At 59.8% G+C, this 12,459-nt stretch carries 14 protein-coding genes and 1 tRNA gene; 10 read left to right on the plus strand and 5 right to left on the minus strand.

Annotated features, from left to right (window positions below; all coding sequences use genetic code 11):
- The first annotated feature begins 146 nt into the window (after positions 1 to 146).
- From IM739_RS17525 to IM739_RS17545, 5 genes are all read left to right on the plus strand, one after another.
- Entirely contained in the window at positions 147 to 1,193 is a 1,047-nt protein-coding gene (locus IM739_RS17525) for a threonine aldolase family protein (RefSeq protein ID WP_237368950.1), read from the plus strand.
- 145 nt (positions 1,194 to 1,338) lie between these two features.
- On the plus strand, positions 1,339 to 1,641 hold the full coding sequence (locus IM739_RS17530) for a BufA1 family periplasmic bufferin-type metallophore (protein ID WP_237368951.1): 303 nt from the start codon (positions 1,339 to 1,341) through the stop codon (positions 1,639 to 1,641).
- Positions 1,642 to 1,732: 91 nt separating this feature from the next.
- Positions 1,733 to 2,641 carry a DUF692 domain-containing protein gene (gene bufB / locus IM739_RS17535; protein ID WP_442981055.1) on the plus strand — a complete coding sequence of 303 codons (909 nt, stop codon included), beginning with the start codon at positions 1,733 to 1,735 and terminating at the stop codon, positions 2,639 to 2,641.
- Entirely contained in the window at positions 2,631 to 3,422 is a 792-nt protein-coding gene (locus tag IM739_RS17540; RefSeq protein ID WP_237368952.1) for an HvfC/BufC N-terminal domain-containing protein, read from the plus strand. Before bufB ends, IM739_RS17540 begins: the two co-directional genes overlap by 11 nt.
- A complete protein-coding gene (locus IM739_RS17545) occupies positions 3,419 to 3,982 on the plus strand; it encodes a DoxX family protein (RefSeq protein WP_237368953.1) in 564 nt (187 codons plus the stop codon). The genes IM739_RS17540 and IM739_RS17545 overlap by 4 nt, the downstream gene beginning before the upstream one ends.
- Before the next feature lie 79 nt (positions 3,983 to 4,061).
- On the opposite strand, the gene IM739_RS17550 is transcribed toward IM739_RS17545, so the two are convergent.
- A complete protein-coding gene (locus tag IM739_RS17550; RefSeq protein ID WP_237368954.1) occupies positions 4,062 to 4,532 on the minus strand; it encodes an Hsp20 family protein in 471 nt (156 codons plus the stop codon).
- A 389-nt stretch (positions 4,533 to 4,921) separates the two neighbouring features.
- Here IM739_RS17550 and IM739_RS17555 point away from each other — a divergent pair, with 389 nt between their 5' ends.
- Positions 4,922 to 5,911, plus strand: coding sequence for an alpha/beta fold hydrolase (locus IM739_RS17555; protein ID WP_237368955.1), 990 nt, complete (start codon positions 4,922 to 4,924; stop codon positions 5,909 to 5,911).
- Positions 5,912 to 5,929: 18 nt separating this feature from the next.
- Here IM739_RS17555 and hisN read toward each other — a convergent pair whose 3' ends face one another.
- Positions 5,930 to 6,706, minus strand: coding sequence for a histidinol-phosphatase (hisN, locus tag IM739_RS17560; RefSeq protein ID WP_237368956.1), 777 nt, complete (start codon positions 6,704 to 6,706; stop codon positions 5,930 to 5,932).
- A 287-nt stretch (positions 6,707 to 6,993) separates the two neighbouring features.
- Positions 6,994 to 7,869, minus strand: a complete 876-nt coding sequence (locus tag IM739_RS17565; RefSeq protein WP_237368957.1) for an N-formylglutamate amidohydrolase — start codon at positions 7,867 to 7,869, stop codon at positions 6,994 to 6,996.
- A gap of 198 nt (positions 7,870 to 8,067) precedes the next feature.
- Here IM739_RS17565 and cpdR1 point away from each other — a divergent pair, with 198 nt between their 5' ends.
- The 3 genes from cpdR1 to IM739_RS17580 all read left to right on the plus strand — a co-directional run bounded on the left by cpdR1 (position 8,068) and on the right by IM739_RS17580 (position 9,365).
- Positions 8,068 to 8,430 carry a response regulator CpdR1 gene (gene cpdR1 / locus IM739_RS17570; protein WP_006726917.1) on the plus strand — a complete coding sequence of 121 codons (363 nt, stop codon included), beginning with the start codon at positions 8,068 to 8,070 and terminating at the stop codon, positions 8,428 to 8,430.
- A 94-nt stretch (positions 8,431 to 8,524) separates the two neighbouring features.
- Positions 8,525 to 8,599 (plus strand) — tRNA-Val (locus IM739_RS17575).
- Between the two features lie 598 nt (positions 8,600 to 9,197).
- Positions 9,198 to 9,365: a Thivi_2564 family membrane protein gene (locus IM739_RS17580; protein ID WP_237368958.1), complete on the plus strand. Its 168-nt coding sequence runs from the start codon at positions 9,198 to 9,200 to the stop codon at positions 9,363 to 9,365.
- Positions 9,366 to 9,551: 186 nt separating this feature from the next.
- On the opposite strand, the gene IM739_RS17585 is transcribed toward IM739_RS17580, so the two are convergent.
- Together IM739_RS17585 and IM739_RS17590 are read right to left on the minus strand one after the other, a co-directional pair.
- Positions 9,552 to 9,971 carry a hypothetical protein gene (locus IM739_RS17585; RefSeq protein WP_237368959.1) on the minus strand — a complete coding sequence of 140 codons (420 nt, stop codon included), beginning with the start codon at positions 9,969 to 9,971 and terminating at the stop codon, positions 9,552 to 9,554.
- A 23-nt stretch (positions 9,972 to 9,994) separates the two neighbouring features.
- Positions 9,995 to 10,696 carry a fumarylacetoacetate hydrolase family protein gene (locus IM739_RS17590; RefSeq protein WP_237368960.1) on the minus strand — a complete coding sequence of 234 codons (702 nt, stop codon included), beginning with the start codon at positions 10,694 to 10,696 and terminating at the stop codon, positions 9,995 to 9,997.
- A gap of 309 nt (positions 10,697 to 11,005) precedes the next feature.
- Here IM739_RS17590 and IM739_RS17595 point away from each other — a divergent pair, with 309 nt between their 5' ends.
- Positions 11,006 to 12,433: a mannose-1-phosphate guanylyltransferase/mannose-6-phosphate isomerase gene (locus tag IM739_RS17595; RefSeq protein WP_237368961.1), complete on the plus strand. Its 1,428-nt coding sequence runs from the start codon at positions 11,006 to 11,008 to the stop codon at positions 12,431 to 12,433.
- Positions 12,434 to 12,459 lie beyond the last annotated feature (26 nt).

Below are 12,459 nucleotides of genomic sequence, written 5' to 3' on the forward strand. Positions count from 1 at the left end.
CGCAATTTTCTTTCCCGCCTGAATAGGTCAGTGATGCACTTCTTGCGGACTGCACGAAAGCGACAGCTTCCGCCGCGGACCGGATTGATAGCGAGACGGAAATGCCTAAGCTCGCGACTACTCCTTCCAACCCCGGGAAACTCATCATGTTCTTCGCTTCAGACAACTGGTCCGGCGCCCACCCCAAGATCGCAGAAAGCCTCACAAAGCAGGCCGCCGGCTTTGCCAGTGCCTATGGCTCAAGCGAGCTCGACAAGCGGATCGAGGCACAGTTCAACGATATCTTCGAGCGCGAGGTCGCCGTCTTTTTCGTCGCGACAGGCACGGCGGCCAATTCGCTGGCGCTTGCCAGCGTCGCAAAGGCCGGCGGTGTGACCTTCTGCCACTCGGACGCGCATGTAAATGCAGACGAAGGCGGCGCTCCCGAATTCCTGACCAGCGCCTGTCGGCTTTTCCCTGTTGAAGGCGACAACGGCAAGATGGACCGCGAAGCGCTCCACACCGCCGTGTCCCGCTTTGACGTGCCCTCCGTGCACCAGGGCCGGCCTATGGCGATCACCGTCACCCAGGCAACCGAGGCCGGTACAGTCTATACGCTCGACGAACTGGATGCGATCGCCGCCATCGCCAAGGCGAAATCGCTGCCCCTGCACATGGATGGCGCCCGCTTCGCCAATGCGCTCGTTGCCCTGGGCGCGACACCCGCCGAAATGACCTGGAAGCGCGGTGTCGACATCCTGTCCTTCGGCGGCACCAAGAATGGCTGCTGGTGCGCGGAGGCGATCGTCTTCATGAAGCCGGAAATGGCCGAGGAAATGCCTTATATCCGCAAGCGCTCCGCCCAGCTCTTCTCCAAGACGCGCTTCATCTCGGCCCAGCTGGAAGCCTATCTCGAAGACGATCTTTGGCTCGACCTCGCCCGCCATTCCAACGCCATGGCCGACCGGCTGCGCGCTGGCCTGACGGCCAAGAACAATGCGCGGCTTGCCTGGGAGACCCAGGCGAACGAAGTCTTTGCCGTGATCGACAAGTCCGCCGCCGATCGCGCACAATCGAAAGGTGCGAAATTCTATGACTGGCTGGCACCCCGCGACATGCCGCACATGATCAGTGAAAACGAACGGCTCGTTCGTCTTGTAACAAGCTTCTCGACGACGCAGGCAGAAGTGGATCAATTCATAGAAGTCGTCTGAGATTCCGATTTCTTACAAACAAAACGCTCGCGAAAACTACAATAATCATTGATTTCCAATGTTCAGCGCGCCTCGCCATGATGCCTCTATCAGCCCCGATCGGGCTGGTTTCGAGGAACAGCTTCACGCTCCAAGGAGAAGCATCATGAGTAGCTATACCATCAATTCCGCAGCACTCGCCGCGGCCATTACCATGGCAGTCACCGGCGTCAGCCTGCTGTCAGGCCCAGCCGTCGCCCAGGAAAAGGAAAAATGCTTCGGCATTTCCATGGCCGGCAAGAATGATTGCGCCGCCGGTCCCGGCACCACCTGCGCCGGCACGTCCAAGGTCGATTATCAGGGCAATGCCTGGAAATATGTGGCCGCCGGCACCTGCCTGACCATGACCGCACCGGACGGCCGTATGGGGGCGCTAGAAGCCCTGGAACGCGACATGCCCAAGGCCTGATCGCCTGATGGCCTGATGGCATCCCCAATTGACCGGAGATGCCATCAAGCCCTTCCGCCTTCTCAGCCCCATCGCGCGAAGGAGACCCGTCATGCTGAACACGGCAGCCGTTTCACGCCATACTATTTCCCCAACGACGCCAGCGATGCCCGCACGCACCGGTGCCGGTTTCAAGGCACAGCATGCCGATGCCATCTTGTCTGATGATTATCGCATCGGCTTTCTGGAGGTGCATGCCGAAAACTATATGGGTGACGGCGGACATCCGCACCGGATCCTGACACGCATGCGTACGGACTTTCCGCTATCCGTTCATGGCGTGGGCCTGTCAATCGGCAGCCCGGCAGGACTCGACCTGCAACATCTCGACCGCCTCAAGGCTATCGTCGATCGCTACGAGCCTGCATTCGTGTCGGAACATCTTGCCTGGTCGACCCACGACGATCACTTCTTCAACGACCTCCTGCCGGTTCCCTATGACGAGGAAACCCTTGCAAGGGTCTGCGACCATATCGATCTGGTGCAGGACAGGCTCGCCCGCCGCATTCTTCTCGAAAATCCCTCGACCTATGTCGCCTTCGAGGCGACCACCATGCGCGAAACGGATTTCATCCGTGCGATTGCCTGCCGTACCGGCTGTGGCCTCCTGCTGGACATCAACAATGTCCATGTCTCGGCGACCAACCACGGCTACGCACCCCTGGACTACCTGGCCGACTTCCCCACCGAACTGGTCGAGGAGATCCACCTTGCCGGTCATGCCGAAGATCGGGACGACGCCGGCCAGCCCTTGCTGATCGACAGCCATGACAGACCGGTCGATAGACTTGTCTGGGATCTTTACGACCACGTTCTGGCCGCAACAGGACCCCGTCCAACACTGATCGAGTGGGACAATGACGTCCCGGATTGGCCGATCCTGAAGCGCGAGGCGATTCGGGCCGATGCCATTCTCGCCCACCACAAGCAGACCACCGGAGGCCTGCGCCATGGCGGCTGAACCGGTTGCAAGCGGCGCCTTTGCCGCAGCCCTGCTCGATCCCGCGCAGAGGGTGCCGGACGGGCTCATCGCAGGAAGTGGCAGCGCGGTTGGCCGACGCTTCGCGGTCTATCGCAACAATGTCATGGTCTCGCTCGTCGACGCGCTGGCCTCGATTTTCCCGACTGTGCAAAACCTTGTCGGCGAAGAGTTCTTCCGTGCCGTGGCGCAGCTGCATGTTCGCGCCCATCCACCGTGTTCGCCATTGATATTCACCTATGGCAATGATTTTGCCCGGTTCATCCAATCCTTTCCCCCGGCCCGCGACCTGCCTTTTCTCGCCGATGTCGCTCAGCTGGAACGGCTCTGGCTCGACAGTTTTCACAGCGCAGACAGCCCATCTCTCGATCCGATGAGCCTGGCCTCCATCCCGCCCGATGATCTTGGCCACCTACGTTTTACTGCGCATCCGGCAACACGGATATTACGCTGCCGCCACGCGGCGGCAACGATCGTCATTCGCGATCGTGCCGGATCCGCGCTCAGCGACGTTAATCCGATGCAGGCGGAAAATGCCCTTGTGACGCGGCCGGCCTTCGACGTGAAGATTCAGCCCCTGCCACCGGGCGGATATGCGTTTCTCACGGCGCTGATCGAACGGCAGACCTTAGCCGAAGCCTGCGAAGCGGCCTACGCCGAGACGGCTGCATCCGATCTCGCCACCCTTCTTGGCATAGCCCTGTCCAGCGGCGCATTCAGCAGCCTGGACTGTGTCAGCGCAGACAACGGAGCCGCATCATGAGCACGCTGCCGACCTCTTTCATCGACAGGTACCAAATTCTTACGGGCCGGTTCGAAGCCATGCTTTCGCCCTGGCTGCTCGGACTGGCAGCCCGCCTCGTCTTTCTGGCGGTACTGCTGCCCTACTATCTGAATTCCGCTTGCACGAAGTTCGATGGATTGTTCCGGATCAGCGACAACGCCTACTACCAGATCGCCCTGCCGGCGGTGGATGCCGCCGGTGGCGATGTCTCGGCGATTTCTTTCCTGCCATGGGGGGCGATGGTTTTGTTCGGCAGCTATGGCGAGTTGCTCTTGCCGGTCCTGATCGTCGTCGGCCTGTTTACCCGCATCGCAGCGCTCGGCATGATCGCCTTCATTGCCGTGCAGACACTGACCGACATCTATGTGCACAACGTCGATGCAACGACAATCGGCGCCCTGTTTGATCGCTTCCCCGACAGCGTCATCGCCGACCAGCGCCTGCTCTGGCTCTTTCCGCTGATTGTCCTGGTCGTCAAAGGCGCAGGCCTGGTGTCGCTAGACCATGTTCTCAGCATGCGCTGGGTCGGTCGCCACTGATCGCGCCTGACAAAAAAAGGCGACGGACCAATGTCCGTCGCCTCATATTCATCGCAGGGCAAACGCCCGGCTCAGACGGTCAGTTGACGCGGGCTTCGATGGCCTTCGGCAGCGCGGCAGCAGATTCGGCGCTGATCGAAATCCGGCGCGGCTTCATTGCCTCGGGAATGTTGCGCAACAGATCGATGTGCAAAAGTCCGTTCTTCAGCGAAGCGGCAGTCACTTCAACATGATCTGCGAGCTGGAACCGGCGCTCGAAGGCGCGCTTGGCAATGCCGCGATACAGGAATTCGGTCGGCTCGCCACTATCCTCCTCGGCCTTCTCACCCTTGACCGTCAGGACATGGGCATGGGCCTCGATCGATAGCTCGGCCTCATCGAAGCCTGCCACCGCCATGGTGATCCGATACAGGTTTTCACCGGTGCGCTCGATGTTGTAGGGCGGGTAGCTCTGCGCCTGATCAGGCTGCGCAAGCGTGTCCAGCATGGTGAACAGACGATCGAAACCGACCGTGGAACGATAGAGCGGGGAAAAATCGACGTGACGCATAATGTCCTCCTTGGAAGCGACGTTGGCGTGTTCTCAATCTGCCAGCATCCCCTTCGGGCCATGCCGGCAGCGTGTTTCGGACCCTTGCGGCGTCCGTGATGACGATGTGGGAAATGGCCTGCAAAAATTCAAGATCAGCCGTGTTTGTGTCGATGAATTGCATGTGAACGCCAGGTTCAAGGCCGGTTCAGGCCCGCCGCCCTAAAACAGCATCATCGGTTGTCTCGAACCCGATGCCGGGAATATCGCCCCTTCCATCCCGGCGGATCTCGCCGGAACCGCGCTCTCCCCTGAAGCGGTTCCGGCTTTTTTCTTTGACCTTTTCCGATCGTCATCCTATCCCGATGGAAACGACGAAGTGCGCCCCGAACGGTCAGGCATTTGCAAGCATGGACGCCATTCTTCACGCCACCCCAGGCAATCCCGTTCCCGGCCGCCCGACGGTCGGCTTTTTCAAAGGTCATCGCGGCATCCAGCTGCGCTATGCCGTCTTTCGCAGCGACAGCGCCGAGATCAAGGGCACTGTGGTCCTGCTGCATGGTCGCAATGAAACTATCGAGAAATATTTCGAAACGATCGATGACCTGACATCACGCGGCTTCTGGGTCGCGACATACGACTTTCGCGGCCAGGGCGGTTCGGAGCGGCTGATCAAGGATCCGCGCAAAGGTCACGTCAACCGCTTCAATGACTATGTCCGCGACCTGGAAATTTTCCTCGAACAGGTCGTCTTGCCCGATACCCGCCTGCCCTTTTTTGTCCTCGCCCATTCGACCGGCGGACTGATCGCGCTGAAGGCGGCGCCGCGCCTGTCCAATCGCATCGAGCGCATGGTGCTGACAGCGCCATTCGTCGGCCTCGGCGGCCAGAAGGCCTCGCCGGAAACCATCTATCGCCTCTCGCGCCTGGCAAGCTGGACCGGTTTCGGCAACATCTGCCTGAACAGGGATGAACCGCGCAAGGATTTCGACGAAAACCCCCTGACCACTGATCCCGCACGTTTTGCCCGCAACCAGCGGCTCGTCATCGACCATCCGGAACTGTTTCTCGGACCGCCCACGGCGCGCTGGCTGTATGAGGCACACAAGACGATCGACCAGGTCCGCGACCCACGCCATCTCGCCTCGATCACGGTGCCGACGGTCATCATCGCGCCCGGCAACGATCCGATCGTGCCCTTCATGTATCAGGAGAAACTGTCGCAATATTTCCGCGCCGGCCAACTGGTGCCGGTGCCCGGCAGTCGCCACGAGGTCCTGCAGGAACACGACCGCTACCGCACCCAGGCACTGGCCGCCTTCTACGCCTTTGTACCCGGCGGCGAGCCGGACGAAGTGCGCGAAACGCCTCGCCTGACGGACGCAGACATCGAGGATTGACGCGAAAGGGAAAGGCGCTCAGCGCGCCTTGAGCATGGCCATCGCCTCTGCATGCACCTTGGCGGAACCCGCCGCAATGATCGAGCCGCCGTTTTCCGGCCGTCCGCCATCCCAGGTGGTGATCACACCGCCGGCCTGCTCGATTATCGGGATCAGCGCACCGACGTCATAGGGCTTCAGCACCGTCTCGATGACCAGATCGACATGGCCCGCAGCCAGCAGCGCATAGGCGTAGCAATCGACGCCATAGCGGAACAGCTTGACCGTGTCCTGCACGGCCTGGAAGCGCTCGACCTCCCAACCCTTGAACAGGTGCGGCGAGGTAGTGAACAGGATGGCGTTTTCCAGCGCACCGCAATCGCGCACGGTGATCTGTCGTTCGCCATCCGGACCGCGATACCAGGATCGATCGCCATCGGCATAGTAGCGCTCGCCGGTGAACGGCTGGTCCATCAGCCCCATCACCGACCGGCCGTTTTCCTGGAAGCCGATCAGCGTTCCCCACACCGGCACGCCGGAGATAAACGCCCGCGTTCCGTCAATCGGATCGATCACCCAGAGCTGATCGCTGTCCATACGGATATTCTCATGCTCTTCGCCGAGAATGCCATGCGTCGGAAACTCCGCTTCGATCAGCCGCCGGATCGCCGCTTCCGCCGCTTGGTCACCTTCGGTTACCGGATCGAACCCACCCGCTTCCTTGTTGACCACCGAAAGACCCGAGCGGAAACGCGGAAGGGTTTCAGCCTTGGCAGCATCAGCAAGGCGGTCGAAAAACAGACGATCAGGGCGCATGGAAAAATCCGTCGAATGAGGAATTACGGCGCCAGTCATAAAGCGAGTTGCCGAGAAAGAAAACCGCCAACTCTGGCCCCGGAGCGGCATCCCTGTGGCGAGGCACTCGCGACAATTTGCGTATTTTTTGATCCTGCTTAAAAATGAGCCACAATTATCTTGACAATGGTGCACTGCAACACGTATCGTTCAGCTACAGTCTTTGACTGTAAATACCCTCCTTGGGTGTTTCCTCCCTAGACTTAGCCGCGCCCTTGGCGCGGTTTTTTTTGGCTAACGCTTTGGGATTATTCGGCCGCCAGAGCGGTATCCCCGGCATAATCGGCGACATAGTCAGCCATTTGCCCCATGAACAGGGCGAGAGAACCGGCAAGCGCATCAAAATCGGGCTGCTTCAGCAGCGTTGCCTCGTCTATGTAGAGGGAGCGATTGATTTCGATCTGCAGCGCATGCAGCCCACGTGCCGGGCGCCCATAATGCTCGGTGATGAACCCACCGGCATATGGCTTGTTGCGCACAGCCGCAAAGCCAAGACCTCCCAGAAACTCGAGCGCCGCCTGGGAGAGTTCCGCCGACGCACTGGTGCCGTAGCGATCGCCGACGATGAAATCAGGCCGCATCCCGCTGCCGGCAACACGGATATTGCCCGGCATCGAGTGACAATCGATCAGCACACCGAAGCCGAAGCGCGCATGGGTGCGCGCAATCAGCCGGCGCAGGCAGGCGTGATACGGCTTGTAACAGGCCTCGATTCGTTCAAGGGCCGTAGCCAGCGGCATGCGCCGCTCATAGATTTCCATGTTCTCCGCCACGATGCGCGGAATGGTGCCGAGCCCGCCTGCCACGCGCGCCGAATTGCTGTTGGCGAACGGCGGCAACGGATCGGAAAACATCCGCGGATCGAGCTCGTAGGGCTCACGATTGACGTCGACATAGGCACGCGGGAAATGCGCCAGCAAGAGCGGCGCGCCGAAGCTCGGCGCCGCGGCAAACAGTTCGTCGACATAGTGGTCCTCGGACCGGCGAATCGCCAGATCGTCGAGTCGCGTCTCGTCCAGAAATGAAACCGGGTATTTGCGCCCACTATGCGGAGAGTTATACACAAAGGGAATGGACTGAACCTGGGGCTCGCGAACCTCGAACAGCTCGAAATCGCTTGTCATTCCGTCCCCAGCGCCTCTTCTTTACCAAGTCACAAACTTGTTGCGTTCACCATGTTGCCAGTTGGCAGCTGCGAAGTCCATACTGCTGACAACGGCGCTACCGGCCCTCTTTTCGTTGTTCACGGGATCTTTACTCGGCACGACCTAATGTCAGGGGCTGCGAGCCTTCCATGCAATTCCAGTGTAAGCGGTCCATAAATGACTCAGAAAATCCTTCTCGCCGAAGATGACAACGACATGCGCCGGTTCCTGGTCAAGGCGTTGGAAAAGGCGGGTTACAAAGTATCCTCCTTCGACAACGGTGCCAGCGCCTATGACCGGCTGCGCGAAGAGCCCTTTTCGCTTCTCCTGACCGATATCGTGATGCCGGAAATGGACGGAATCGAACTCGCGCGCCGCGCCACCGAACTCGATCCTGACCTCAAGGTGATGTTCATCACCGGGTTTGCAGCCGTCGCGCTGAACGCCGATTCGAAGGCTCCGAAGGACGCCAAGGTTCTTTCCAAGCCTTTCCACCTTCGCGACCTCGTCGACGAAGTCAACAAACTCCTTGCTGCGTAAGGCCTCTCGAAGAGCTTGTAAAAAACTCTTCATAAAACTCCAAAAAGCCTATTGACGGGCGCCGGGGTTTTGTGGTCTTAAGCCGCCATCGGATGGGCGTGTAGCTCAGCGGGAGAGCACTACGTTGACATCGTAGGGGTCACAGGTTCAATCCCTGTCACGCCCACCATTCGAATTCAGAGAAATCAAGGGCTTGTCGGAAACGACGAGCCCTTTTTCTTTGGCGCGCACGGCCTCCCCGCACTGCCTTCCCATGCATCGGCGCAGCGCGCTCCGACACCATCAGAATTTGATATTGTTTTTGCGAGACGGATGAGGATCAGGCCTTAGGCAAGGTAAGTTCGCGCTGCCAATCGCAAGCGTCTGACGGCGTCCATGGCAAGGATGCTATACCGTTGCCAGGCATACATCGCTCAAGCACGCCTTGCTGCAGACGCCCGGGGATGGCACTTGCGGGGCGAACTACCCGCAAGACAACAAAAAAGGCCGGGGCGAAACCGCACCGACCTTCCTCATTATCGCCTACTCACCAGTGCCAGTACATCCGTGGTCAAAAGCCTAAGGCGACATCCAGATTGCGAGCGACAGAAACTTCCAGCGCTCATAAGCAATCCTGATATGCTCTATGTAGAAAGGCATTGTGTCGGAAACAAGGTCGGGTCGCACAATCGTCGCGAGATTCTTTCCGGCTACCCTTTCCTTGTTCCAATCGCGCCATAGTTACTGCTGTAGAGCGCAATTGTGCGCCAGTTCAAGGAGTTGGGGAATTGGGAACATCTGTTCTGATCAGCATCTTAATTACATTTCTGGTTATCGTGCTGGTCCTTTATTTGATCGGCATGCTGCCCGTCGATGGCCGTGCGAAACAGATCGCCCGCATCGTCGTGATCATCATCGGCATTATCTCGTTGCTGAAGTATCTGGCCGTGTTCTGACGCCGGACTTCGCGCCTGCCGCCGCGGCATTGACGGGACACAAGTGCTCTACGGTGAAAATGGGCGGGACGGCTTAAGCCAAGAACATGAAAAGGCTTGCTGGAAACGGCAGGCCTTTTCGTTTCGGTCCCGGCGCGGCAGGCGCGCCGATCCTCGACATGACGGGGACCGGGAGCACCATGCCGTTCAGTCGACGAGCGTCACCTCATCACCCACATAGACGATCAGATAACCCCCGTTGCGCTTCGCCTCCGCCGCCCGCTGGCGCAGTTCGCCAAAATAGGGCTCGCGTTGCCAGATGGCAGGATGCGCAGGATCGACCAGCACCGTCGTTTGCCGCCCCTGGACGTAGATCATCATGTGGCTCGCGGCCGGATCCCAATGCGCCGCCAACCCCGGTTCGGTCCGCCAGAGGCAGAGAAAATCACGACAGGTCTGCGGCCGCACCGCATAGCTCAGGCAGCCGCCGCCGGGCACGCAATGGCGACAGACGACATTCGCCGGTTTGTCCAATTCGTCGATATCGGGCAGGATGCAGCAGAGCGAACAGGGACCGCAGGCGCGCCCGGGAACAGGCACGCCGCCCTTGTCCTCACCGCCGCCCACGGGTCGGTCGCCTCATGGGCGCCTCACTCGGCCGCACCAATCGTAACCTTGAGTGTCTCCAGCCCCTCGACCTCGCCCACCAGAACGTCACCTGCAGCAATCGGCCCAACGCCGGATGGCGTGCCGGTGTAGATAAGATCGCCCGGCGTCAGATGGTAGTAGCGCGACAGGTGGCTGATCATCTCCGCAACCGACCAGATCAGGTCGCTGAGATGTCCCACCTGTTTCGTTTCGCCATTAACGGCCAGGGCAATGCGCTGGCTTTCCGGCGTGAAATCGACCGCTTTGGTAATCGCCCCGATAATCGCCGAATTCTCGAAACCCTTGGCCATGTCCCACGGGCGCCCCTTGTCCTTGGCAACCTGTTGCAAGTCGCGACGGGTCATGTCGAGTCCGACCGCGTAACCGTAGACAATGCGCTCGGCGGCGTCCTCGGCGATCCGGAACGCCGGAGCCCCGATCGCGATCACCAGTTCGATTTCGTGATGGCAGTCACTGGTGCCCGGCGGATACGGCATGGTCGAGCCATTCAGCAGCAGGCCGGTTGGCGGCTTGTTGAAATAGAACGGTGCCGTGCGGTCCACCGCATTGCCCATTTCGGCCGCATGGGCTGCATAATTGCGACCGACGCAAAAGATCCTGTGAACGGGGAACCCCTTGCTTTCGCCCAGAACGGGAATGACGGGAGCAACGGGGACGTCAAAAAGCGGTGCTGGATGGGTCACAAACGGGCGCCTTGGAAGCTTGTTTCATCAACGGCCGGCGGCGGAAGCATCCGGCAACTCTGCCCGTGGAATTGATCACAGGAAGACCCGGGCGGCAATGCCAACCATACGACATGGCTTCACTTTCACCCGAATGGAGGAAGGCAGGGTCACTTGGAAAAAGGGAACAAAAAATGTAACAAACCGGGTGTTGCCGCGTTCCACGATTGCGCGGTGCACAATGCGATGCCTCATCCGAGGTCGAAACGGACGCGCGATTACGCACCAGGGCAGCGCTCTGCCCGCCCAGAGACTGAAAGGCAAGACAACATGAGCAGCAAGATCGTTCCGGTCATCATGGCCGGCGGCAAGGGAACCCGGCTTTGGCCTCTCTCACGCGCTACGGCCGCCAAACAGTTCATTCGCTTCCTTGGCGACGAAACCCTGCTACAGAAAACCATGTTGCGTGTGGCCGACAGCAACATCTACGATGCGCCCCTGGTGATCACCAATGAGGACTTTCGCTTTCTCGTGGCGGAACAGGCGCGCGAGTTGAATACCCGCCTCGATGCGATCATCCTCGAACCCGAGGCCCGCAACACGGCAGCGGCTGTTGCAGCGGCCGCTTTGGTGGTCCGAGAGCGTCATGGCGCGGATACCTTGATCCAGATCCTGCCGTCTGACCATGAAATCACCATCGACGATACCTATCGACGTTGTATTGCGGAGGCTGCCGATGCCGCCCGCGCCGGCAAAATTGTCACCTTCGGCATCACTCCGACCGAACCCGCCACCGGCTACGGTTATATCGAGATTGGCGAAGCCCTCGGCAACGGCGCCTCGACCGTGAAACGCTTCGTGGAAAAACCTGACGCCGAGACCGCCGGCCAGATGCTAGCCAGCGGCAATTATGCCTGGAACTCCGGCATGTTCGTCTTTTCCGCCGGACAGATGATCTCGGAATTGCAGACGCACGCGCCGGCCGTCCTGGCAGCCGTCGAAACCTCCATCGAGAAGGCCAAGGGCGATCTCGATTTCACCCGTCTTGATGCCGAAAGCTTTGCCCAGGCACCAAGCATTTCTATCGACTACGCCGTCATGGAAAAGACCTCGAACGCGGCCGTTGTCCCAGCCCCGATCGTCTGGTCCGACCTCGGCTCGTGGGACGCCATCTGGAAGCTCGACGGTGGCGATGAGAACGGCAATGTCGTGACCGGCAACGCGACCGTCGTCGGCACCACGAACTCGCTGGTCATGTCGCGGCACAACCATATCGCGGTCCAGGGCATGGAAGGCGTCGCCGTGATCGCGTCGGAAGACGCAGTCTATGTCGGCCGTCTTGACGACAGCCAGAGCGTCGGTTCGCTGGTCAAGCTGTTGGCCGCGAATGAAAAGACGGCTTATCTGACGGAAAATCACCCGACCTCGCTGCGCCCCTGGGGCGGCTATACCTCGATCCTCAATGGCGAGCGCTTCCAGGTGAAGCGCCTCTTCGTCAATCCGGACAAGAAGCTATCATTGCAGAAGCACCACCACCGTGCCGAACACTGGGTCTGCGTCCGCGGCACGGCCGAAGTGACGATCGACGACAAGGTCACCATCCTGCACGAGAACCAGTCGATCTACATTCCGCAGGGCTCGGTGCATCGCCTCGGCAATCCGGGCAAGATCCAGCTGGAGATCATCGAGATCCAGACAGGCTCCTATCTCGGCGAAGACGATATTATTCGCCTGGTGGATGAATTCGGCCGCAGCTGATCCTTATCCGGAACGCATGAATATCG

The organism is Rhizobium sp. SL42 (genome assembly GCF_021729845.1).
Lineage (GTDB): Bacteria > Pseudomonadota > Alphaproteobacteria > Rhizobiales > Rhizobiaceae > Allorhizobium.

Coding starts and splice junctions, on each gene's coding strand:
- bufB (WP_442981055.1), top strand. CDS start 1,733: ATGCTGAACACGGCAGCCGTTTCACGCCATACTATTTCCCCAACGACG.
- IM739_RS17550 (WP_237368954.1), bottom strand. CDS start 4,532: ATGCGTCACGTCGATTTTTCCCCGCTCTATCGTTCCACGGTCGGTTTC.
- IM739_RS17555 (WP_237368955.1), top strand. CDS start 4,922: ATGGACGCCATTCTTCACGCCACCCCAGGCAATCCCGTTCCCGGCCGC.
- IM739_RS17565 (WP_237368957.1), bottom strand. CDS start 7,869: ATGACAAGCGATTTCGAGCTGTTCGAGGTTCGCGAGCCCCAGGTTCAG.
- IM739_RS17530 (WP_237368951.1), top strand. CDS start 1,339: ATGAGTAGCTATACCATCAATTCCGCAGCACTCGCCGCGGCCATTACC.
- cpdR1 (WP_006726917.1), top strand. CDS start 8,068: ATGACTCAGAAAATCCTTCTCGCCGAAGATGACAACGACATGCGCCGG.
- IM739_RS17525 (WP_237368950.1), top strand. CDS start 147: ATGTTCTTCGCTTCAGACAACTGGTCCGGCGCCCACCCCAAGATCGCA.
- IM739_RS17540 (WP_237368952.1), top strand. CDS start 2,631: ATGGCGGCTGAACCGGTTGCAAGCGGCGCCTTTGCCGCAGCCCTGCTC.
- IM739_RS17595 (WP_237368961.1), top strand. CDS start 11,006: ATGAGCAGCAAGATCGTTCCGGTCATCATGGCCGGCGGCAAGGGAACC.
- hisN (WP_237368956.1), bottom strand. CDS start 6,706: ATGCGCCCTGATCGTCTGTTTTTCGACCGCCTTGCTGATGCTGCCAAG.
- IM739_RS17545 (WP_237368953.1), top strand. CDS start 3,419: ATGAGCACGCTGCCGACCTCTTTCATCGACAGGTACCAAATTCTTACG.